Here is a 19,504-nt window from a genome sequence, read left to right on the forward strand (position 1 = left end):
CGACAAAACTGACGCCGCATCCCGACAAATTCGTTGCGTCGTCATCGCAATGCGTCCGGATCAATCAAAAGCATATTTTGTATAAATAATAGGCAGTTGCTGATCTTTTTATAATCATATTGCCTAACTGGATTGCAGAACCTATCTTCGGGAAAGATTGAATCGGCAAGGCTCTGCAGAAGAAAGGAGACCGACAATGGAAATCACTCCTACCCGTCAGTCGGCCAAAATCCTGATGTTCCCGGTGGCGGCGCGCGCTTCTGCCTCAAATTTAAGCGGAAAGGCTAAGTTCGCGGCAGAACTTGCTTCATTGCGCAACCGTGCGGATTTCGGAAGCGGTTGGTATCACGAAGCGGCCATTGAGGAAGCGAAACAGGACAGGAAGAGCTAACCCTTCCCTCCCACCGCTTCTGACGAATTGCAAAGCCCGGCGCGATCACTCGCGCCGGGCTTTTCATTTTTGCTATCAAGCCAAGATCAGGTCTTGGCGTGCAAGTTCGTTCCCAGCGTATCCCTGACGAAGATCATACCGATGATCAGCGACATCGCCGCGATCACCACCGGATACCAGAGGCCATAATAAATATCGCCCTTATAGGCGCTGAGCGCGAACACCGTTGCTGGCAGCAGGCCGCCGAACCAGCCATTGCCGATGTGATAGGGCAACGACATGCCGGTATAGCGGATGCGTGTCGGGAACATCTCGACCAGAATCGCAGCGATCGGTCCGTAGACCATGGTCACGTAAAGGACCAGGATGAACAGGATGCCGATAACCTTTGCCCAGTTGACCTGTGCAGGGTCGGCAAACATGGCAAAGGCGCCTGCTTCGGGGATGTTGTAGACGGTAATCTCGGGCGCTCCCGCCGCGGCCTCCTCGGCCGTCAGCAGCTTGTCCTTGATCGCCTGGTCGGCCGCAACCATCGTCTTGTCGCCGGCGCGGATTGCGGCAGCGTCGAGCTTCAGTTCCGGATTGGCCGCGACGAAGGCGTCAAGCCTCTGGTCGGCGACCTTGGCCGCAGCACGCTTCAGCGGATAGCCGCCGTCCCGCAATGCAATGTTGATTGCCTTCTTGAACGCGGCGTCGCTTGAAGTTGCCTTGTCTGCGGCCGCCACGGCGTCATAGGACGTCACCGTTTCGGTGCCGATCTTGACACTGGCCGCGGTCCCCGCTGCCGCTGTCGTGACAATGTCATAGGGCACCGAGCTCTTGGCAAGGAAGTCCGTCGCAATATCGCACGACGTCAGAGGCTTGCGCGTTCCGGTCGGATTGAACTGGAATTTGCAGTCGCCAGGCGCAGCGGTAATCGTGGCACGGGTGTTTTGCTGCGCGGTGGCGAGCGCCGGATTGGCTGCCCAGGTCAGCGCCTTGAACAGCGGGAAAGTGGTGACGATCGCCAGCGCCAGGCCCGCCATGATGATCGGCTTGCGGCCGATCTTGTCGGAGAGCCAGCCGAACACGACGAAGAAGATCGTGCCGAGCGCCAGCGCGATGGCGATCATGATGTTGACCGACTGGCCGTCGACCTTGAGCACGTTCTGCAGGAAGAACAGCGCGTAGAATTGGCCATTGTACCAAACCACCGCCTGGCCGGCGGTAAGGCCGAGAAGCGCCAAAATGGCGATCTTGGCATTCTTCCACTGTCCGAAGGCTTCCGTCAGCGGCGCCTTGGAGCCCTTACCCTCGTCCTTCATGCGCTGGAAGGTCGGCGATTCGGCAAGCGACAGGCGAATCCAGACCGATATGCCGAGCAGAATGGCTGAGAGCAGGAATGGAACACGCCAGCCCCAGGCCTCGAAATCCTCCTTGCTCAGCGAATTTTGCACGATGAGGATGACGACCAGCGACAGGAACAGGCCGAGCGTCGCCGTCGTCTGGATCCACGATGTATAGAAGCCGCGGCGGTCGTCGGGCGCATGCTCGGCTACATAGGTCGCCGCACCACCATATTCGCCACCGAGCGCCAAGCCTTGCAGCATGCGCAGCGCAATCAGGATAATTGGCGCTGCAATGCCCCAGCTTGCCGAACCAGGCAGCAGGCCGACCAGGAAGGTCGACAGGCCCATGATCATGATGGTGACGAGAAAGGTGTATTTGCGTCCAACGAGATCGCCGATGCGGCCAAACACCAGCGCGCCGAACGGGCGCACGAGGAAGCCAGCGGCGAAAACCAGCAGCGTAAAGATGTTGCGCGTCGCTTCCGGATACGAGTTGAAGAATGTTGAGCCGATCGAGGCCGCCAATGCGCCGTAGAGATAGAAATCGTACCATTCGAAAACGGTGCCGAGCGAGGAAGCGAAGATGACTTTCTTCTCTTCCCGGGTCATTCCGCGGCTTGCTCTGCCGGCGGTCGCTGCCATTGCCATGAATTCGTCCTCCCGTGACATCTCGCTGTACCTGATGCTGCGCGGTGTCATGCCACTGGACACGAACTCGGGCAGCTATCGCCGCGAGAAGTGACAGAAAGCGCCGCCCAGAGGCAGCCCGCCTTTGGGATTATGACTTTGGTCCAATGCATCGGCCCGAACATCGGAATCGATCTTCGGAAAGCACGATGCATATTGCGCCCAACTGGACGCACGTCGCTCTGATGGGCAAGGCGAAACGAATTGAGGGGGCGGCGATTGCCGTCAGCCGTTGAGTGCCTCGAGGAGACCGACGGCGGCCATCATGTCGCGCTTGCGGTGGGCACGGCGGGCGACGGCCTCCGCGTCATGGCCCCAGTGCTCGGCCTGCCAGTCCTCGTCGATATGGCCGGCGGCCCAGGCTGCCTCGCCGTCGATCTCGCCGAAATCGACGGCCAGCGCCAGCAGCGCCGATCCCGTCAGCGACGTCATAACGTGGATGGCGGCAAGCCGGAGCGGGTCGGCACGCTGGGCAAGATGAACGCCGAGCACCGCGATGCTCTCGCGCGGCTGCTCGACATGGATCACCCCTTCGGCGAGGTGAAACCGGGCGCCGAGCGCGCTCCGCGCCCAATCGATGACGGGAGCCCAATATTCGTTCTGCCGATCGACGAGCCCCTGCGGGGCGTCGGCGCGATAGCAGAGCAGGTCGGACGAGGCAAAGCGCAGGATGTCTTCCAAGACCGCCTGCGGGTCGCTGGCGACGCCGTCGATGGCCGTATTAACCAGACGCATGACCGGCATCGTCATCGGGTCGATCGTCTCGCCTTGCGCAGCGAACTCGCCGGCGACCAGAGCGGCGGCTTTTTCGGTCGGCAGGATCAGAAGCGCTTTGCCCGGCGTGCGGACCGGCTTGCCATCGAGATGAACGGCAAAACCAGCTTCGGCTGGTGCGACCGAGACGGCTTCGTAGAAGCGTTTCGGCAGGTGCGTCTTCATCTGGATCTGGGCACGGCGTACCGGATCCGGATCGGAAAGCTGCTTTCCCGCTTCGAGGTCGTTGAGAATATCGCGCATGCCGGAGCCTTTCATCCGGGGATCTGTTTTCGGGCCGGCCGATTCACAATGATCAGACCGGCTGCGATGAGGCCGAGTGCCAGGAAAATACGAATGGTCAGCGGCTCGTTCAAGAAGATGGCGCCGCACAGCACGCCGAACACCGGCGACAGGAAGGTGAAGCTCGACAGGCCCGATGCCGGATAGCGCCGCAGCAGCCAAAACCAGAGCACATAGGTGAAGGCGACGATGTAGACCGCCTGGAAAAGCAGGGCCAAAGTCGGCAACGCGGCGAAATCGCGGACGGGGGGCCCGGCGAAAGGCAGCACCAAGGCGCCGACCATTGCAGCGCCGGCCAGTTGATAGAGCAGCATCTTCTCGGCGCTCGTTTCCGCCAATTTCGTCCGCTTAATGACGATGTAGGTCATGGCCCAGAGAATGCCGGCGCCGAGACTGAGCAGATCGCCGGTCAGTGTCGCACCATTATCGGCGCTCAGCTGGTCGGAGAACACCGCGACCAATCCGGCGAATGCGAGCAGAAGTCCGACGAGCCGGCGCGCGGTGATGCGTTCGTTCAGCAGGAAATGCCCGCCGACCAGTACCCAGAACGGCATGGTGTTGACCAGCAAGGTGTTGCGCGCGACGGTCGTCTGTTCGAGCCCGACATAGAGAAACAGGAACTCGAGACCAAAAAGCGCGCCTGCCAGAATGCCGGCGACAAGCGTTCCGTCGCGGGTAAAAAGCACAATGCCGCGCCAGCGGCACCAGACGAAAACGCACAGCCCGCCAATGACCGACCGCGCAATCGACAGGAAAACAGGATCGTAGCCGGCATAGGAGATCTTGGCGGCGACGTAGTTCAGCCCCCAGGAAAAGGTCAGCCCGACCATGATGGCGGCGGCCGCCATGTCGACCCTGTCGCGGCGGTCGAGTGTATCGGTGGCGATACCCACTGGACCTAGTCCTCCGCGCTGGCGTCGTCGAAGCCGATCAGGTTCCAGCTCTGGCGCATATGCGGCGGCATCGGTGCGGTGACGTCGACAAAACCCTTGTCGGGATGCGGGATGACGATGCGGCGTGCGTGCAAATGCAATCGGTTCTGCATGCCACCGGGAAAATCCCAATTAGTGTCGGCCTCGAAATATTTGGGGTCGCCGATGATCGGGCAGCCGATGTGAGCGGCATGGACGCGAAGCTGGTGGGTGCGGCCGGTATAGGGCTCCATCTCCAGCCAGGACAGGGTTTGCGCCGCCTGCTCGACGACCCGGTAGTAAGACACCGCATGGTCGGCGCCCTTTTCGCCATGCTTGGCGACGCGCACGCGGTCGCCGTCGGGCGTCGGCTCCTTGATCAGCCAGGTCGAGATCTTGTCCTCGCGCTTGGGCGGTACGCCCTTGACCAGCGCCCAATAGGTCTTCTTGGTCTCACGCGCCCGGAACGCCTCGGCAAGCTTCATGGCGGCGAGCCTGGTGCGGGCGACGACGAGCACGCCTGACGTGTCGCGGTCGAGCCGGTGCACCAGACGCGGTTTCTCGCCCTTCTGGTTGCGCCAGGCTTCCAGCATGTCGTCGACATTGCGGGTGACGCCCGAGCCACCCTGAACGGCGAGGCCCGCCGGCTTGTTGAAGACGAAGACTTTCGGATCTTCGTGGATCAGCATCTTGCCCAGAACGTCGGCATCGCCCTGGTTGCGGATCGAGTGACCGGTGAGCGGGCTCTCGCCCTTCTTGTCCACTTCGAGCGGTGGGATGCGAACCGTCTGGCCCGGCTCGACGCGGGTATCGGCTTTGACCCTGCCGCCATCGACACGGATCTGGCCGGAGCGCAGCAGCTTTTGCAGATGGCCGAAGCCAAGACCCGGAAAATGGGTCTTGAACCAGCGATCGAGCCGCATGCCCGCCTCGCCAGCCTCCACCGTGATCTGTTCTACGCCTGCCATTGTTTCGTTTTACCCGTTTTTAGCGCATGACCTGAAATCGATTTTCGGAAAGGGTCATGCGCAAAATCAAAATGCTACAGCGTCCTTTGCGCGTCCTAGGGGACACGCGGCGATGTAAGCGGGGGCAATAGCATTAAGGCAGGCTTCTTGCGAGCCAAAGACCCAGAAACAGCGCAATGATCGCGCCAATGAGACTGGCAAGCGCATATCCGAACGCCGGCAGCGTCGCGCCACGCTCCCACAGCGCCGCGAAATCGAGCGAAAAGGCGGAGAAGGTGGTGAAGCCGCCGAGGATACCGGTGGCAACGAACAGCCGAAGCTCGTTCGATCCGCCGTAGCGCCGCGCCAGGGTCGTGATGAACAGACCCATGGCAAACGAGCCGACAATGTTGATCGCCATCGTGCCCCAAGGAAAATTCGGGCCGACAAGACGAAGCGCGACGAAGTTGGCGACGTGGCGCAGCCCCGCACCAATAGCGCCGCCCGCGGCAACGAGGAGGAGATTAATCATCGCCGTCTACTGCCCTTACAGGGCCATCTCGGTCAATCCCTGCCGCGTGCACTCGGAGTTGGCGGATGCACAAATCTTCGAATGCGCTCCACCTGCACACAGTGGTGTGAGCGGAGGCCGCAACCGCCTCGGACGCTTCGCCGCAGGTCCGTGCGCAGGCCTGTCGAGCAGGTCGTCCATCATCCCATCAGGATCGGGCGGACCATGTCTAGCTTTTCGACGACGAAATCGAAAAATGCGCTGATGCGTGGAGTTTGCCGAAGCTCTGGGTGGGTCAGCAGATACCAGCCCCTTGTCAGTTCCGGCACTGGCGGCAGGATTCGGACCAGATCGTCGTCCATATCGGCGATCGTTGTCGGCAGCGGCGCAATGCCGATCCCCGATTTGACGGCATGCAGGACACCCAGCACGCTGTTGTTGCGCGCCGCGATATTGGCGCCTGGCGCTATCGCTGCGAGCCACTTTGCCGCTCGGTGATTGATCAGCATGCCGTCAAAACCGACGATCGCATGACGGCCAACATCCTCGATACGTTGCGGAGCGCCGTGTTGCTGGACATAGGAGCGACTGCCATAGACGGCCCAGATGGAGTCGGCGATCTTCCGGCCAACCAGGATTTCGTCGTCGGACTCACCGGATCTGAGCGCGATGTCGGCCTCCCCCTTGGACAGATCGAGATAGCGGTCGCTCATCACGAATTCGATGCGCAATGCCGGGTAGCGCGCATGAAACATGTCGAGCAGCGTCGAACCGACAATGCGTGAAACGAGTGGTTCCGGAACGGTCAGCCGAATGGTTCCAGCCAAGTCGCTGCGATAGGCGACGATCCGGCGTTCGAGTGCCATCACGGACGTCTCGATGGCCTCGGCCGCCGGAAGCAGCGCTTCGCCGAACTCCGTCAACCGGTAACCGGCGGGGTAGCGCAACATGAGCGGGCCGCCGATGCGCCGCTCAAGCTCGGCAATGCGCCGATGTACCGTCGACTGGTTCACGCCGAGCGCCCTTGAGGCGGCAAGCGTGCTGCCATGGCGCGCAACGGCCAGGAAATAGCGAAGGTCGCTCCAGTCGAACATCGCCGATGTTATGCATCCTTGCATGCTCGCTCCGCAACCTTGCTGCTGCCGCCCGCACCGCGCCGGTACTAAGCTTATTCTGGTGAAATGGAGAACGGGCAATGCACAAGACGATGGAAGTCGGTTCGGCGATCTCCGGCCTCACGGTCGGCGTCACCATGTCCGCGCGGGAAACAGGCGCCGCCAAACTGCAGGTGCTGCACCGCGAAGCAACGGCAGCAATGCCCAAAACGTCCGACCAGGAAATACGCGTGCTTCTGGCCACGCTCGAGCCCGGCGATTGCACACCCTATCATTCGCATCGCTTTCCGGTAACGGTCTACATGCTGGAGGGCACCTTCACCCTGGAACTGGACGGGCGTGAAACGGTCACGGTGAAAGCCGGAGAAATTTTTGTCGAACCGCCGCAGGTCAAAATGACCGGACGGAACCTGGACGCGCGGCAGACGGCACGCATGGTTCTGTTCTATGTCAGTGATCCAAACATGCCCTTTGCCGATCCGGCCGAATGAAGCGAGCTTATTTGTTCCGCTCGCCGCGCAGCTTCGCCCAATAGTCGAGCCGTTTCCTGATATCACGCTCGAAACCGCGCTCCGGCGGATCATAGAATGTGCGGCGGCCCATCTTTTCCGGAAAATAATCCTGTCCGGAAAAAGCATCAGGCTCGTCGTGGTCGTAACGGTAGCCGGCGCCGTAATCTTCTTCTTTCATCAGCTTGGTCGGCGCGTTGAGGATGTGTTTGGGCGGCAGCAGCGAGCCGAACTCCTTCGCCGCCTGAGTGGCGGCCTTGAAGGCGGTGTAGACGGCGTTGGATTTGGGCGCGCTGGCGAGATAGACGGTGGCCTCGGCGAAGGCGAGCTCGCCCTCTGGCGAGCCCAGATAGTCGTAGGCATCCTTGGCGGCATTGGCGATGACCAGCGCCTGCGGGTCTGCCAGTCCGATATCCTCCATCGCCATGCGCACCAGCCGGCGGCCGAGATAGAGCGGATCCTCGCCGGCGTCGAACATGCGGGCGAGATAATAGAGGGCGGCGTCCGGGTCGGAGCCGCGCACCGATTTATGCAGCGCCGATATCAGATTGTAGTGGCCGTCCTGGCCCTTATCGTAGATCGGCGCGCGGCGCTGGACGATGCGCTGCAGGCCCTCGGCGCCGAAGACTTCGCCTGACTTCGCGGCGCGCCAGACCTCTTCGGCCAGTGTCAGCGCCGCGCGGCCATCGCCATCGCTCATGCGGATGAGCATCGCCCTCGCCTCGTCGTCGAGCGGCAGCGCCCTGCCCTCGGTCTCCTCGGCACGCACCAGCAGTTTTGCGATGCTGTCCTCACCGAGCGAATGGAAGACCAGCACGCGCGCGCGGGATAGAAGCGCCGCGTTCAGCTCGAAGGAAGGGTTCTCGGTGGTGGCGCCAACCAGCACGACTGTGCCGTCTTCCATCACAGGCAGAAAACTGTCCTGCTGGGCCCGGTTGAAGCGATGAATCTCGTCGACGAAGAGCAGCGTCTGACGGCCGTTGGTGCGGCGCAGCTTTGCCGCCTCGAATACTTTCTTCAGGTCGGCGACACCGGAAAACACCGCCGATATCTGTTGGAAGGCAAGGCTGGTTTCGCCGGCAAGCAGCCGCGCGACCGTGGTCTTGCCCGTCCCGGGCGGCCCCCAGAAGATCATCGAGCCGAGCGAGCCGGAGCCGATCAGCCGCGTCAGTGCGCCGTCAGGCCCGGTCAGATGCTCCTGGCCAACGACCTCGCCGAGGTTCTTCGGGCGCAGTCGGTCGGCCAGCGGCCTGCCGGGCGGCGCCTTTTCCGGTTCATCGACACTGAACAGATCGGCCATGCACTTCTTTTCGTTGGAGCGCGATCTCGTCCGAAGGTTCGAGGCTCGGGCTCAGTAACGCAACACCTGGCGCAGTATCTGCCCGCCGCGCTCGACGGTAAAGCGCCACCAGCGCGTCTCTTGCATGGCTGCCTGTTCCAGGGTCGCGGCGGTATCGATGGTCAAGCCATTGACCTCGCGAACGATGTCGCCCGGCTGGAAGCCGAAACCGGCTGCGGGCGAACCGCGATTGATGTCGACCACGGTAACACCCTTGACATCCGTGCGCATGCCGAGCCGCTGCGCGAGCCGAGGCGACAGTTCCGCAACCTTGGCGCCGGAAAACGGGCTGCGACCGCGCAGTGTCACTTCCGCGAGTTTTGCACCTTCCGGCGCGCGCTCCAGCGCAATCTCCATCGTCGCTTGCTGGCCTTTGCTGAGGACGCCGAAGCTGGCATTGGTGCCGATCGACAGCGTCGCCATCCGGTAATCCAGCGCCTCGATACTCTCGACCGGCGTGCCGTTGAGCGACAGCACGACGTCGCCGGGCTTGAGCCCCGCCGTGGCCGCCGGCCCTGCTTCTTCGACGGTCGAAACCAGCGCGCCGGTCGAGGTCTCCATGCCGAGCGATTCGGCGATTTGCGGCGTCACGCGCTCGAATTCGGCGCCGATATAGGGCCGCTCGAAGAAGTCGCGCCCGGCCTTGGCCGCATCGGCAAACGCGCGAACCATGTTGGAGGGAATAGCAAAGCCGATGCCGATCGAGCCGCCGCTGCGGCTGTAGATCGCCGTGTTGATGCCAACCAGTTGGCCACCCATGTTGATCAGGGCACCGCCGGAATTGCCGGGATTGATCGCGGCGTCGGTCTGGATGAAAAAACTGGAATCGGAAACGCCGATGTGGCTGCGGGCAAGCGCCGAAACGATGCCGCTGGTGGTGGTCTGGCCGACGCCGAAGGGGTTGCCGATGGCCAACAACAGGTCGCCAACCTCGAGCGCGTCGGAATCGCCGATGGCGACCACCGGAAATGGCTTGTCGGCGGAGATCTTGAGCACGGCAAGGTCAAGCGTCTCGTCCTTGAGCAGCACCTTGCTGTCGAACTCACGCCCGTCCGCGGTGGCGACCTTGACCTGATCGGCGTCCTTGATGAGGTGGAAATTGGTGACCACTATGCCTGTCGGATCGACCAGAACGCCGGAGCCGAGCGAGGACTGCGCACGCGGCTGCGAACGGCCGAAGAACTCTTCGAAGAACGGATCGCCGTCGAAGGGCGACCTCAACTTGGCCGTTTGCGAAGCATAGACATTGACCACGGCCGGCGCCGTCTGCTTGACCAGTGGCGCGAAGGACAGTTGCACCTCCTCGCGGCCGAACGGCACGCGCTTGTCTGGACCGGAGGTGGCATTTTCGCCTTCGGCGCCGCGCAGCATGTCGGTCAGCACATCGGACAGGCCTGGATCGGCCTTGGTGTCCTGAGCCAGCGCCTGCCTGGCCGCCGGCACGACTGCCAGCGCCATCAAGGCGCAGAGTAGAACAAGAGACAGCCGTTTTACGCGCATTCCGAATCCTCCGGGTCGGGCGCCATTGTCCCGACGATTGTGCAAAATGAAAGGCTAAGGCAATGAAATCGAATTATTTTGAGCGGTAAGGTCTGAGCTGAGCCAAGAAATGGTCGCAAATGTTCCCTGCCGCATTCCGGAATACAAAAAGGGGCCCGCAGGCCCCTTTGAACTCTTTACGCAAACCGAAGCTTATGCGGCTGCGGCTTCCTCGTCGGTGCCTTCTGCCTCGATGCGGGCGCGGTCGCCGGCGCCCTTGGCCGAGGTGTCGCGATCGACGAACTCGATGACTGCCATGGCGGCATTGTCACCGTGGCGGAAGCCCGCCTTCATGATGCGCAGATAGCCGCCATTGCGGGTGGCGTAGCGCGGCGCGATCGTGTCGAACAGGCGCTTGACGACGCCTTCATTGCCGATCTGGGCAATCACCTGGCGGCGGGCATGCAGATCGCCGCGCTTGCCGAGCGTCACCAGCTTTTCGACGATCGGACGCAGATCCTTCGCCTTCGGCAATGTGGTCAGTATCTGCTCATGCTCGATGAGCGATACGGCAAGGTTGGCAAACATTGACTTGCGATGGCTTATGCTGCGGGCGAACCGGCGGCCTTTAAATCCGTGGCGCATGGCTCTTCTCCTTCATTCCGGGTTCAAGAGGCCACAGCCTCTGTTGGTTAGCCGCATGATCTTATCCGAAAAGTCTGCAACTTTTCGGGATCAAGCTTAGTATTGATCTTCGTAACGCTTGGCGAGGTCTTCGATGTTTTCCGGCGGCCAATCCGGCACTTCCATGCCGAGGTGCAGGCCCATCGCCGCCAGGACTTCCTTGATCTCGTTCAGCGACTTGCGGCCGAAGTTCGGCGTGCGCAGCATCTCGGCTTCGGTCTTCTGGATCAGGTCGCCGATATAGACGATGTTGTCGTTCTTCAGGCAGTTGGCCGAACGCACCGAAAGCTCGAGCTCGTCGACCTTCTTGAGCAGCGCCGGGTTGAAGGCAAGCTCGGTCACCTGCTCGGCGGCGACTTCCTTCTGCGGCTCGTCGAAATTGACGAACAGGCCAAGCTGGTCCTGCAGGATGCGGGCAGCGAAAGCCACCGCGTCCTCGCCGGAGATCGAACCGTCGGTGTCGATCGTCATGGTCAGCTTGTCATAGTCGAGAACCTGGCCCTCACGGGTGTTCTCGACCTTGTAGGAGACCTTCTTGACCGGCGAGTAGAGGCTGTCGACCGGGATGAGACCGATCGGCGCGTCTTCAGCACGATTACGGTCGGCCGGAACGTAGCCCTTGCCGGTATCGACGGTGAACTCCATGCGGATTTCAGCGCCCTCGTCCAGCGTACAGATGACGTGGTCGGGATTGAGGATCTCGACGTCGCCGACCGTCTGGATGTCGCCGGCGAGAACAGCGCCCGGTCCCTGCTTGCGCACGACCATGCGCTTGGGGCCGTCACCTTCCATGCGGATGGCGATTTCCTTGATGTTCAAGACGATGTCGGTCACGTCCTCGCGCACGCCGGCGATGGACGAGAATTCATGCAGAACGCCGTCGATCTGCACGGCAGTTACTGCCGCGCCACGCAGCGAAGACAGAAGCACGCGACGTAGCGCATTGCCGAGGGTGAGACCAAAGCCGCGCTCGAGCGGCTCGGCGACCAGCGTGGTCAGCGTCTTCTTCTTCGACGAAAACTCGATCTTGTTCGGCTTGATCAGTTCCTGCCAATTTTTCTGTATCATGATGCTTTCCTTCCGTTGACCCGCCACCATCCAATCGTGGCGGGCGACCTGGAATGCCGTGGAGGAACGCTGCTGGGCGTTCGCGCGGCGTTCGGTAATTCTTAGACGCGGCGCTTCTTGCGCGGGCGGCAGCCATTGTGCGGGATCGGCGTCACATCACGGATCGAGGTGATGGTGAAGCCGGCTGCCTGCAGCGCGCGCAGCGCCGATTCACGACCGGAGCCGGGCCCACAGACCTCGACCTCGAGCATGCGCATCCCGTGTTCCTGGGCCTTCTTGGCAACGTCCTCGGCAGCCATCTGGGCAGCGAACGGGGTCGACTTGCGAGACCCCTTGAAGCCCTGGGCTCCCGCCGACGACCAGGCAATCGAATTGCCCTGCGCGTCGGTGATGGTGATCATCGTGTTGTTGAAGGTCGAGTTGACGTGGGCAACGCCCGACGAAATATTCTTGCGTTCGCGACGGCGAACACGTGTGGCTTCCTTGGCCATGATGGTCCTTTCAGTTGATCTCTACACCGCCGTAATGCCAGCGGCTCCACCTTCGTAAGGGAGTAGGGGAATAAGGCAGTAAGGCAGTAGGGAAACGCGCGGCTGTTCCCTACTGCCTTACTCCCCTACTCCCTTATTCCCCTAAATTACTTCTTCTTGCCGGCGATCGACTTGGCCGGGCCCTTGCGGGTGCGCGCATTGGTATGCGTGCGCTGGCCGCGAACCGGCAGCGAGCGGCGATGACGCAGGCCGCGATAGCAGCCGAGGTCCATGAGCCGCTTGATGTTCATCGACACTTCGCGGCGCAGATCGCCCTCGACCTGATAGTCGCGGTCGATCGTCTCGCGGATCTGCAACACTTCCGCGTCGGTCAGCTGGTTGACGCGGCGCTCGGCCGGGATGCCGACCTTGTCGACGATCTCCTGGGCGAAGTTCTTGCCAATGCCGTGAATGTACTGGAGCGCAATGACAACGCGCTTGTTGGTCGGAATGTTGACGCCGGCTATACGAGCCATGTTCTTCTCTTCTCCATGTGGGCCGGGCAAGCCGGCGCTATCAAAGTTGCCCCGCGTCCGGTGGAGGCCGGCCCATGCGGGAGTTTCCAGTTCAAAGCGGCTGCCTTGCCCTTGCGGGCAAGCAAGCCTCATGCCTGATAGGAAGACGGGCCGCCATACCCCAGCGAACCGCTCCAGTCAAGCGTAATCGTTTATTTTCCCTTTGCCGCCCCTTGGGTGGCAGCGGTGAGCACCACTTCGATCTGTCGCGTCACCGCATCGATGTCGGCCATGCCGTCGACACCTCTGAGCTTGCCCTTGGCAAAATAGTAGCCGATCAGCGGCGACGTTTTCTTGTAATACTCCTTCAGGCGCTCTTCGAACACCGCCGGATTGTCGTCCTTGCGCACAGGCAGACCCGCGGCCTTGGCCTCTTCGACGCGCTTGCCGATTCGACCAACCAGCGCCTTGTCGTCGACGACAAGTTCGATGACAGCGTCGAGAGTGAGGCCGCGATCCGAGAGCATCGATTCAACCGCGTCCGCTTGCACCAAAGTTCGCGGGTATCCGTCAAGGATGAAACCCTTTGCGCAATCGGCCTGATCGATACGCTCGGCCACGATGGCGTTGACAATGGCGTCGGAAACCAGTTCGCCGGCGTCCATCACCGCCTTTGCACGCTTGCCGACTTCGGTGCCGGCTTGGACAGCAGCGCGCAGCATATCGCCAGTGGAGAGTTGGGGTATGCCGTATTTTTCTACCAGTCTTTGTGCTTGCGTCCCCTTGCCCGCCCCTGGCGGTCCAAGCAATATCAACCTCATCTGGCCTTTTTCCCCCCGCGCAGCTTCGACTTCTTGATCAGGCCCTCATACTGGTGCGCGATCAGGTGACCCTGAATCTGCGCCACCGTATCGAGCGTTACACTGACCACGATCAGAAGCGATGTGCCACCGAGGTAGAATGGTACGCCAGTCGCTGAAATCAGGAACTCGGGCAGCAGACACACCAGCACCAGATAAATGGCGCCGACGACGGTGATGCGGGTGAGAACATAGTCGATGTAATCGGCGGTGCGCTCGCCCGGACGGTAGCCCGGAATGAAACCCGAATGCTTCTTGAGCTGGTCGGCGGTGTCCTTCGGGTTGAAGACGATCGCCGTATAGAAGAAGGCGAAAAACACGATCATCGCCGCATAGAACGCCATGTAGAGCGGCTGACCATGGCCGAGTGCCGCCAGGACGGTGCTGGCCCAGGCTGGCATGTCGGTCGTCTGCGAGAAGCCGGCGACCGTCGCCGGCAGCAACAGCAGCGAAGAGGCGAAGATCGGCGGAATGACGCCAGCCGTGTTAAGCTTGAGCGGCAGGTGCGAGGTGTCGCCCTGGAACATGCGGTTGCCGACCTGGCGCTTCGGATACTGGATCAGCAAGCGCCGCTGGGCGCGCTCGAAGAACACGATCAGCGCGATGACGACGACGGCGAGAACGATGATCGCCAGGATCAGGCCGGTCGACAGCGCGCCGGTGCGGCCAAGTTCCAGCGTACCGGAGATGGCTTGCGGCAGGCCGGCGACGATACCGGAAAAGATGATCAGCGAAATGCCGTTGCCAATGCCGCGGGCGGTGATCTGCTCGCCGAGCCACATCAGGAACATGGTGCCGCCGACCAGCGTGATGACGGTCGAGATGCGGAAGAACATGCCGGGATCGCTGACGATGCCGTTGCCGCCCTCCAGTCCGACCGCAATGCCGTAAGCCTGGACCAGGGCCAACAGCACGGTGCCGTAGCGGGTATACTGGTTGATGACCTTGCGGCCCTGTTCGCCTTCCTTCTTCAACGCCTCCAGAGTCGGGATGACGGAGGTCATCAGCTGCATGATGATGGAAGCGGAGATATAGGGCATGATGCCGAGGGCAAAGATCGCCATGCGCTCGACGGCGCCGCCGGCGAACATGTTGAACATGCCAAGCACGCCCTTGCTCTGCGACGAGAAGGCCTGGGCGAAAGCGTCGGGATTGATGCCGGGCAGCGGGATATAGGTGCCGAGGCGGTAGACGAGCAGCGCGCCGATGGTGAACCAGATGCGCTTCTTCAGATCCTCCGCCTTGGCGAAGGCCGAGAAATTCAGATTCGAGGCTAGTTGTTCAGCAGCCGAAGCCATGCCTGATTCTCCGCTTGGTCACGCCCGATGGCCCGCAACTCAGGCGGCGCGTGTCACCGAAGCTCACGAGATAAGCTCCGGACTGCAAACATGCAAGCGGCCGCGTTGACGCGGCCGCCATATTGATCGGATCAAAGCGCAATCGAAAGCGAAACGTGTCCCACTCTTGCCGATCGCGCTTCAAATCGCCGTTACTCGGCGGCTGCCTTTTCCGGCAACTTCACCGAACCGCCGGCCTTTTCGATCTTCTCGATGGCAGCCTTGGAGGCCCCGGCCACGTCGAAGGCGAGCTTCGACTTGATGTCGCCGTCCGAGAGGATGCGCACGCCGTCCTTGACGCGGCGGATAACGCCGGCCGCGACCAGCGCTTCTGCCGTCACAATCGTCTTGGCGTCGAGCTTCTTGGCGTCGAGCGCGGCCTGGATGCGAGCCAGCGACACGACGGCAAAGCTCTTTGCGAACATGTTGTTGAAGCCACGCTTCGGCAGTCGCCGGTAGAGAGGCATCTGGCCACCCTCGAAGCCGTTGACGGCGACGCCGGAGCGCGCTTTTTGGCCCTTGACGCCGCGACCGGCAGTCTTGCCCGAGCCGGAACCGATACCGCGGCCGAGACGCTTCTTGGAATGCGTCGCTCCGTCCTTGTCACGCAGATCGTTGAGTTTCATCTGAGTTCTCCTGCGCTCTGGTTCAGCTCTCGTCCACGACGCGGACGAGATGCTGGACGGCAGCGATCATGCCGCGCACTGAGGGGGTGTCCTCCAGCGTGCGCTGCTTGTGCATCTTGTTGAGGCCGAGGCCGACCAGCGTCGCGCGCTGCTCCTTCGGCCGGCGGATCGGCGAACCGATCTGCTCGACGGTGATGGTCTTCGTTGCTTTCTTGGCCATGGTCAAAATCCCTGGTCAGCGTCGACTATTCTTCGGCCGCGACGGCGGTGCCGCGGCGTGCCTGAAGGGTCGAATACTTGATGCCGCGCGCAGCAGCCACATCCTTGGGATGCATCTGGCTCTTCAGCGCGTCGAAGGTGGCGCGAACCATGTTGTACGGGTTCGACGAACCCATCGACTTGGCGACCACGTCATGCATGCCGAGCGTCTCGAAGACGGCGCGCATCGGGCCGCCGGCGATTATGCCGGTACCCTGCTTGGCAGCGCGCAGCAGAACGCGACCGGCACCCCAGCGTCCCTCGACGTCGTGGTGCAGCGTACGGCCCGAACGCAGCGGCACGAAAATCATGTCGCGCTTGGCCGATTCGGTCGCCTTGCGGATCGCCTCAGGCACTTCGCGCGCCTTGCCGTGACCGAAGCCGACGCGGCCCTTCTGGTCGCCGACGACGACGAGTGCTGCAAAACCGAAGCGCCGGCCGCCCTTGACGACCTTGGCGACGCGGTTGATGTGGACGAGCTTGTCCACCATGCCGTCGTCGCGCTCTTCGCGATCACGGCCGCGGCCGCCATCCCTACGTTCCTGTGCCATATCCTGTTCCTTGTTTTTTTCCGGAAGCACGGTTGATGATGATATCCGGCACCTCTGTGGGTTGCCGGGGCGAAACTCATTTTTTCCTTCGCATGATCTTATCCGAAAAGTCTGCAACTTTTTGCTGCGCTGACCTCCGGTTCGGGATCATGCTTTAGAAGCTCAAGCCGCCTTCACGGGCGGCCTCGGCCAGCGCCTTGACGCGGCCGTGATAGATGTACGGTCCGCGGTCGAAGACGACTTCCTTGACGCCGGCCTTCGAAGCGCGCTCGGCAATCAGCTTGCCGATTGCCACTGCGGCGGCAGTGTCGGCACCGGTCTTGAGCGAACCCTTGAGGTCCTTCTCCAGCGTCGAGGCGGCAGCGATGGTGTGGCCCTTGGCGTCGTCGATCACCTGCACGTAGATGTTCTTCGACGTGCGGTGGACCGACAGCCGCGGACGCTCGCCCGCGACCTTCTTGATCTGGCGGCGGACGCGCTGAGCGCGGCGTTGTGTGGATTCTTTCGAGCCCATGATATCAGTTCCTTGCCTTCAAAAAACGGGGGCAACCCTGTGCGGTAGGACTAGCCTCCCGCGACCGCTCCCCGCGGCGTTAAAATTACTTCTTCTTGCCTTCCTTGCGGACGATCTTCTCGCCAGCGTAACGAACGCCCTTTCCCTTGTAGGGCTCGGGACCGCGATATTCGCGGATCTCGGCAGCAACCTGACCGACCTTCTGCTTGTCGATGCCGGTCACAGTGATTTCCGTCGGCTTCGGCACGGTGATCGTGATGTCCTGGGGCGTTTCGTAGACGACGTCATGGCTGAACCCTAGCGCCAGCTGCAGGTTCTTGCCCTGCATGGCGGCGCGATAGCCGACGCCGGTGATCTCGAGCTTCTTTTCGAAACCGTCCTTGACGCCCTGCAGGATGTTGACGATCTGCGTGCGCGACATGCCCCATTTGGAGCGGGCGGTCTTGGTCTGGTCGCGTGGCTGGACAGCGATCTCGCTGCCTTCCATTTTGACCAGCACTTCGTCGTTCACCACGAACTTCAGCTCACCCTTGGGGCCCTTCGCCGTGACGGTCTGGCCGTCGACGGTCGCGGTCACGCCCTGCGGCAGCGAAACGGGTTTCTTTCCAATACGAGACATTTTGTTGTCCTCGTCACTTCTCTTGTTTCAGGTCTCTGTTTTCGAACATATGTCCGAAAACCGGATTCCACGGTTCGGGATCGCGCTCCAGATCAGAAGATCTGGCAGAGGATTTCCCCGCCGACATTCTGTTCACGCGCTTCGTGGTCGGCCATCACGCCCTTCGGTGTCGAAAGGATGGCGATGCCGAGGCCGTTGGCGACGTGCGGGATCGACTTCGCCGAAACGTAGACGCGACGGCCCGGCTTGGAGACGCGGGCGATTTCGCGCACGACCGGCGCGCCGTCGAAATACTTCAGTTCGATCTCGATTTCGGACTTGCCGTTGTCGAAGTCGGTCTGGCTATAGTCGCGGATATAACCTTCCGCCTTCAGCACGTCGAGGACGCGGGTACGCAGGCGCGAGGCCGGCGTCGAAACGCTCGACTTCTTGCGGCCATAGGCGTTGCGGATGCGGGTCAGCATATCGCCGAGAGGATCGCTCAATGACATGTTATGTCCTCCTTACCAGCTCGACTTGACCAGGCCCGGGATCTGGCCGTTATTGCCGAGATCACGAAGCGCGATGCGCGATACTTTGAGCTTGCGATAGTAGGCACGCGGACGGCCGGTGACTTCGCAGCGGTTGCGGATGCGGATCTTGGCCGAGTTGCGCGGCAGTGCCGCAAGCTTCAGCTGGGCGCGGAAGCGCTCTTCCATCGGCTTGGACTGATCCATGATGATCGCCTTGAGGGCCTTACGCTTGGCAGCGTACTGGTCCACAAGCTTGCGGCGCCTGTTGTTCTTCTCGACTGAGCTGGTCTTTGCCATTTCAGATTTTTCCTTTTCTCGCTGCCGTTACTGGCGGAAGGGGAAGTTGAAGGCCTTGAGCAATGCCCTGGCTTCGTCGTCCGTCCTCGCAGTCGTACAAACGATGACGTCCATGCCCCAGATCTGATCAACCTTGTCGTAATTGATCTCCGGGAACACGATGTGTTCCTTGATGCCCATGGCATAGTTGCCACGGCCATCGAAGCTCTTCGGATTGAGCCCGCGGAAGTCGCGGACGCGCGGCAGCGCGATGTTCACGAGACGGTCGAGGAACTCATACATGCGTTCCTTGCGCAGCGTGACCTTGGCGCCGATCGGCATCTTTTCGCGGACCTTGAAGCCGGCAATCGAGTTGCGCGCATGGGTGACGACGGCCTTCTGGCCGGCGATCAGAGCAAGATCTTCCGCCGCGATCGAAGGCTTCTTCGAATCGCCGGTCGCTTCGCCGACGCCCATGTTCAGCACGATCTTGTCGATGCGCGGAACCTGCATCTCGTTTTCGTAACCGAACTGCTCCTGCAGAGCCTTGCGAATGGTCTCGTTGTAGACCTGCTTGAGGCGCGGCGTGTTCTGGGCAGTCGCCTGCTTGGTTTGAGCCTTAGCCATTGATGACTTCTCCCGAGCGCTTGGCGACGCGCACCTTCTTGCCGTCCTTCTGGAAGATGAAACCGACACGGGTCGGCTTGCCATCCTTGGGGTCGGCCAGCGCGATGTTCGACAGCTGGATCGGCGCTTCCTTGGTGATGATCCCGCCCTCTTGGGACTGGGACTGCTTCTGGTGACGACGGATCATGTTGACGCCGCGCACCAGCGCGGTGTCTTCCTTCGGCTGCACCGAGAGGACTTCGCCCGAACGGCCCTTGTCCTTGCCGGCCAGCACGACGACCTTGTCGCCTTTTCTAATCTTCTGCATTGGTCCG

The 19,504-nt window shown here is 61.6% G+C and carries 25 protein-coding genes; 2 read left to right on the forward strand and 23 right to left on the reverse strand.

Annotation, left to right across the window (positions count from 1 at the left end; genetic code table 11):
• Positions 1 to 196 precede the first annotated feature (196 nt).
• Positions 197 to 391, forward strand: coding sequence for a DUF2735 domain-containing protein (locus EOA78_RS15300; RefSeq protein WP_127315865.1), 195 nt, complete (start codon positions 197 to 199; stop codon positions 389 to 391).
• Between the two features lie 86 nt (positions 392 to 477).
• Here EOA78_RS15300 and EOA78_RS15305 read toward each other — a convergent pair whose 3' ends face one another.
• The 6 genes from EOA78_RS15305 to EOA78_RS15330 form a co-directional block, all read right to left on the reverse strand.
• Complete coding sequence (locus EOA78_RS15305) at positions 478 to 2,367, reverse strand: MFS transporter (RefSeq protein WP_127315866.1); 1,890 nt, start codon at positions 2,365 to 2,367, stop codon at positions 478 to 480.
• Between the two features lie 264 nt (positions 2,368 to 2,631).
• On the reverse strand, positions 2,632 to 3,423 hold the full coding sequence (locus EOA78_RS15310; RefSeq protein WP_127315867.1) for an ATP12 family chaperone protein: 792 nt from the start codon (positions 3,421 to 3,423) through the stop codon (positions 2,632 to 2,634).
• An 11-nt stretch (positions 3,424 to 3,434) separates the two neighbouring features.
• Positions 3,435 to 4,310 carry a DMT family transporter gene (locus tag EOA78_RS15315; protein WP_164783780.1) on the reverse strand — a complete coding sequence of 292 codons (876 nt, stop codon included), beginning with the start codon at positions 4,308 to 4,310 and terminating at the stop codon, positions 3,435 to 3,437.
• A gap of 50 nt (positions 4,311 to 4,360) precedes the next feature.
• Positions 4,361 to 5,341, reverse strand: coding sequence for an RluA family pseudouridine synthase (locus tag EOA78_RS15320; RefSeq protein ID WP_127315869.1), 981 nt, complete (start codon positions 5,339 to 5,341; stop codon positions 4,361 to 4,363).
• Between the two features lie 133 nt (positions 5,342 to 5,474).
• The gene (gene crcB, locus EOA78_RS15325) at positions 5,475 to 5,852 is read right to left on the reverse strand and encodes a fluoride efflux transporter CrcB (protein ID WP_127315870.1); all 378 of its coding nucleotides are present in this window, start codon (positions 5,850 to 5,852) and stop codon (positions 5,475 to 5,477) included.
• Between the two features lie 179 nt (positions 5,853 to 6,031).
• A complete protein-coding gene (locus tag EOA78_RS15330; protein ID WP_127315871.1) occupies positions 6,032 to 6,949 on the reverse strand; it encodes a LysR family transcriptional regulator in 918 nt (305 codons plus the stop codon).
• Positions 6,950 to 7,038: 89 nt separating this feature from the next.
• On the opposite strand from EOA78_RS15330, the gene EOA78_RS15335 reads away from it, so the two are divergent.
• Positions 7,039 to 7,437, forward strand: a complete 399-nt coding sequence (locus EOA78_RS15335) for a cupin domain-containing protein (protein WP_164783778.1) — start codon at positions 7,039 to 7,041, stop codon at positions 7,435 to 7,437.
• Positions 7,438 to 7,444: 7 nt separating this feature from the next.
• On the opposite strand, the gene EOA78_RS15340 is transcribed toward EOA78_RS15335, so the two are convergent.
• The 17 genes from EOA78_RS15340 to rplX all read right to left on the reverse strand — a co-directional run bounded on the left by EOA78_RS15340 (position 7,445) and on the right by rplX (position 19,497).
• Positions 7,445 to 8,755, reverse strand: coding sequence for a replication-associated recombination protein A (locus EOA78_RS15340; RefSeq protein ID WP_127315873.1), 1,311 nt, complete (start codon positions 8,753 to 8,755; stop codon positions 7,445 to 7,447).
• A 51-nt stretch (positions 8,756 to 8,806) separates the two neighbouring features.
• Positions 8,807 to 10,294 carry a DegQ family serine endoprotease gene (locus EOA78_RS15345; protein ID WP_127315874.1) on the reverse strand — a complete coding sequence of 496 codons (1,488 nt, stop codon included), beginning with the start codon at positions 10,292 to 10,294 and terminating at the stop codon, positions 8,807 to 8,809.
• A gap of 192 nt (positions 10,295 to 10,486) precedes the next feature.
• On the reverse strand, positions 10,487 to 10,918 hold the full coding sequence (gene rplQ, locus EOA78_RS15350) for a 50S ribosomal protein L17 (RefSeq protein ID WP_023799277.1): 432 nt from the start codon (positions 10,916 to 10,918) through the stop codon (positions 10,487 to 10,489).
• 96 nt (positions 10,919 to 11,014) lie between these two features.
• Positions 11,015 to 12,025 carry a DNA-directed RNA polymerase subunit alpha gene (locus tag EOA78_RS15355; RefSeq protein ID WP_023799278.1) on the reverse strand — a complete coding sequence of 337 codons (1,011 nt, stop codon included), beginning with the start codon at positions 12,023 to 12,025 and terminating at the stop codon, positions 11,015 to 11,017.
• A 101-nt stretch (positions 12,026 to 12,126) separates the two neighbouring features.
• Complete coding sequence (rpsK, locus tag EOA78_RS15360) at positions 12,127 to 12,516, reverse strand: 30S ribosomal protein S11 (protein ID WP_023799279.1); 390 nt, start codon at positions 12,514 to 12,516, stop codon at positions 12,127 to 12,129.
• 146 nt (positions 12,517 to 12,662) lie between these two features.
• Entirely contained in the window at positions 12,663 to 13,031 is a 369-nt protein-coding gene (gene rpsM, locus EOA78_RS15365) for a 30S ribosomal protein S13 (protein ID WP_029352234.1), read from the reverse strand.
• 191 nt (positions 13,032 to 13,222) lie between these two features.
• On the reverse strand, positions 13,223 to 13,831 hold the full coding sequence (locus EOA78_RS15370) for an adenylate kinase (protein ID WP_127315875.1): 609 nt from the start codon (positions 13,829 to 13,831) through the stop codon (positions 13,223 to 13,225).
• Complete coding sequence (secY, locus tag EOA78_RS15375) at positions 13,828 to 15,168, reverse strand: preprotein translocase subunit SecY (RefSeq protein ID WP_127315876.1); 1,341 nt, start codon at positions 15,166 to 15,168, stop codon at positions 13,828 to 13,830. The genes EOA78_RS15370 and secY overlap by 4 nt, the downstream gene beginning before the upstream one ends.
• A 191-nt stretch (positions 15,169 to 15,359) precedes the next feature.
• Entirely contained in the window at positions 15,360 to 15,833 is a 474-nt protein-coding gene (gene rplO / locus EOA78_RS15380; protein ID WP_127315877.1) for a 50S ribosomal protein L15, read from the reverse strand.
• Between the two features lie 22 nt (positions 15,834 to 15,855).
• Positions 15,856 to 16,053: a 50S ribosomal protein L30 gene (rpmD, locus tag EOA78_RS15385; RefSeq protein WP_127315878.1), complete on the reverse strand. Its 198-nt coding sequence runs from the start codon at positions 16,051 to 16,053 to the stop codon at positions 15,856 to 15,858.
• 25 nt (positions 16,054 to 16,078) lie between these two features.
• Positions 16,079 to 16,642 (reverse strand): 30S ribosomal protein S5, encoded by a 564-nt coding sequence (gene rpsE, locus EOA78_RS15390; RefSeq protein ID WP_006333394.1) that lies wholly within the window; start codon positions 16,640 to 16,642, stop codon positions 16,079 to 16,081.
• A gap of 154 nt (positions 16,643 to 16,796) precedes the next feature.
• Entirely contained in the window at positions 16,797 to 17,156 is a 360-nt protein-coding gene (rplR, locus tag EOA78_RS15395) for a 50S ribosomal protein L18 (RefSeq protein WP_029352225.1), read from the reverse strand.
• Positions 17,157 to 17,241: 85 nt separating this feature from the next.
• A complete protein-coding gene (rplF, locus tag EOA78_RS15400) occupies positions 17,242 to 17,775 on the reverse strand; it encodes a 50S ribosomal protein L6 (RefSeq protein ID WP_023799285.1) in 534 nt (177 codons plus the stop codon).
• Between the two features lie 92 nt (positions 17,776 to 17,867).
• The gene (rpsH, locus tag EOA78_RS15405; RefSeq protein ID WP_006205453.1) at positions 17,868 to 18,266 is read right to left on the reverse strand and encodes a 30S ribosomal protein S8; all 399 of its coding nucleotides are present in this window, start codon (positions 18,264 to 18,266) and stop codon (positions 17,868 to 17,870) included.
• A 12-nt stretch (positions 18,267 to 18,278) separates the two neighbouring features.
• Positions 18,279 to 18,584 (reverse strand): 30S ribosomal protein S14, encoded by a 306-nt coding sequence (rpsN, locus tag EOA78_RS15410; protein WP_029352223.1) that lies wholly within the window; start codon positions 18,582 to 18,584, stop codon positions 18,279 to 18,281.
• Positions 18,585 to 18,611: 27 nt separating this feature from the next.
• Positions 18,612 to 19,190: a 50S ribosomal protein L5 gene (gene rplE / locus EOA78_RS15415; protein WP_127315879.1), complete on the reverse strand. Its 579-nt coding sequence runs from the start codon at positions 19,188 to 19,190 to the stop codon at positions 18,612 to 18,614.
• Positions 19,183 to 19,497, reverse strand: a complete 315-nt coding sequence (rplX, locus tag EOA78_RS15420; RefSeq protein WP_013531428.1) for a 50S ribosomal protein L24 — start codon at positions 19,495 to 19,497, stop codon at positions 19,183 to 19,185. The genes rplE and rplX overlap by 8 nt, the downstream gene beginning before the upstream one ends.
• Between the last annotated feature and the right edge of the window lie 7 nt (positions 19,498 to 19,504).

It is taken from the genome of Mesorhizobium sp. M5C.F.Cr.IN.023.01.1.1, assembly GCF_003997585.1.
Lineage (GTDB): Bacteria > Pseudomonadota > Alphaproteobacteria > Rhizobiales > Rhizobiaceae > Mesorhizobium > Mesorhizobium wenxiniae.

Excerpts from the sequence above, each read along its gene's own strand:
- rpsE (WP_006333394.1), bottom strand. The coding sequence starts at position 16,642 with ATGGCACAGGAACGTAGGGATGGCGGCCGCGGCCGTGATCGCGAAGAG.
- EOA78_RS15320 (WP_127315869.1), bottom strand. The coding sequence starts at position 5,341 with ATGGCAGGCGTAGAACAGATCACGGTGGAGGCTGGCGAGGCGGGCATG.
- rplX (WP_013531428.1), bottom strand. The coding sequence starts at position 19,497 with ATGCAGAAGATTAGAAAAGGCGACAAGGTCGTCGTGCTGGCCGGCAAG.
- EOA78_RS15330 (WP_127315871.1), bottom strand. The coding sequence starts at position 6,949 with ATGCAAGGATGCATAACATCGGCGATGTTCGACTGGAGCGACCTTCGC.
- EOA78_RS15370 (WP_127315875.1), bottom strand. The coding sequence starts at position 13,831 with ATGAGGTTGATATTGCTTGGACCGCCAGGGGCGGGCAAGGGGACGCAA.
- rpsK (WP_023799279.1), bottom strand. The coding sequence starts at position 12,516 with ATGGCCAAGGAAGCCACACGTGTTCGCCGTCGCGAACGCAAGAATATT.
- EOA78_RS15340 (WP_127315873.1), bottom strand. The coding sequence starts at position 8,755 with ATGGCCGATCTGTTCAGTGTCGATGAACCGGAAAAGGCGCCGCCCGGC.
- rpsN (WP_029352223.1), bottom strand. The coding sequence starts at position 18,584 with ATGGCAAAGACCAGCTCAGTCGAGAAGAACAACAGGCGCCGCAAGCTT.
- EOA78_RS15300 (WP_127315865.1), top strand. The coding sequence starts at position 197 with ATGGAAATCACTCCTACCCGTCAGTCGGCCAAAATCCTGATGTTCCCG.
- rpmD (WP_127315878.1), bottom strand. The coding sequence starts at position 16,053 with ATGGCCAAGAAAGCAACGAAGACCATCACCGTCGAGCAGATCGGTTCG.
- EOA78_RS15335 (WP_164783778.1), top strand. The coding sequence starts at position 7,039 with ATGGAAGTCGGTTCGGCGATCTCCGGCCTCACGGTCGGCGTCACCATG.
- rplE (WP_127315879.1), bottom strand. The coding sequence starts at position 19,190 with ATGGCTAAGGCTCAAACCAAGCAGGCGACTGCCCAGAACACGCCGCGC.
- secY (WP_127315876.1), bottom strand. The coding sequence starts at position 15,168 with ATGGCTTCGGCTGCTGAACAACTAGCCTCGAATCTGAATTTCTCGGCC.
- rpsM (WP_029352234.1), bottom strand. The coding sequence starts at position 13,031 with ATGGCTCGTATAGCCGGCGTCAACATTCCGACCAACAAGCGCGTTGTC.
- EOA78_RS15355 (WP_023799278.1), bottom strand. The coding sequence starts at position 12,025 with ATGATACAGAAAAATTGGCAGGAACTGATCAAGCCGAACAAGATCGAG.
- crcB (WP_127315870.1), bottom strand. The coding sequence starts at position 5,852 with ATGATTAATCTCCTCCTCGTTGCCGCGGGCGGCGCTATTGGTGCGGGG.
- rplF (WP_023799285.1), bottom strand. The coding sequence starts at position 17,775 with ATGTCTCGTATTGGAAAGAAACCCGTTTCGCTGCCGCAGGGCGTGACC.
- EOA78_RS15315 (WP_164783780.1), bottom strand. The coding sequence starts at position 4,310 with ATGGCGGCCGCCGCCATCATGGTCGGGCTGACCTTTTCCTGGGGGCTG.
- EOA78_RS15345 (WP_127315874.1), bottom strand. The coding sequence starts at position 10,294 with ATGCGCGTAAAACGGCTGTCTCTTGTTCTACTCTGCGCCTTGATGGCG.
- rpsH (WP_006205453.1), bottom strand. The coding sequence starts at position 18,266 with ATGTCATTGAGCGATCCTCTCGGCGATATGCTGACCCGCATCCGCAAC.
- rplO (WP_127315877.1), bottom strand. The coding sequence starts at position 15,833 with ATGAAACTCAACGATCTGCGTGACAAGGACGGAGCGACGCATTCCAAG.
- rplR (WP_029352225.1), bottom strand. The coding sequence starts at position 17,156 with ATGGGCTCGAAAGAATCCACACAACGCCGCGCTCAGCGCGTCCGCCGC.
- EOA78_RS15310 (WP_127315867.1), bottom strand. The coding sequence starts at position 3,423 with ATGCGCGATATTCTCAACGACCTCGAAGCGGGAAAGCAGCTTTCCGAT.
- EOA78_RS15305 (WP_127315866.1), bottom strand. The coding sequence starts at position 2,367 with ATGGCAATGGCAGCGACCGCCGGCAGAGCAAGCCGCGGAATGACCCGG.
- rplQ (WP_023799277.1), bottom strand. The coding sequence starts at position 10,918 with ATGCGCCACGGATTTAAAGGCCGCCGGTTCGCCCGCAGCATAAGCCAT.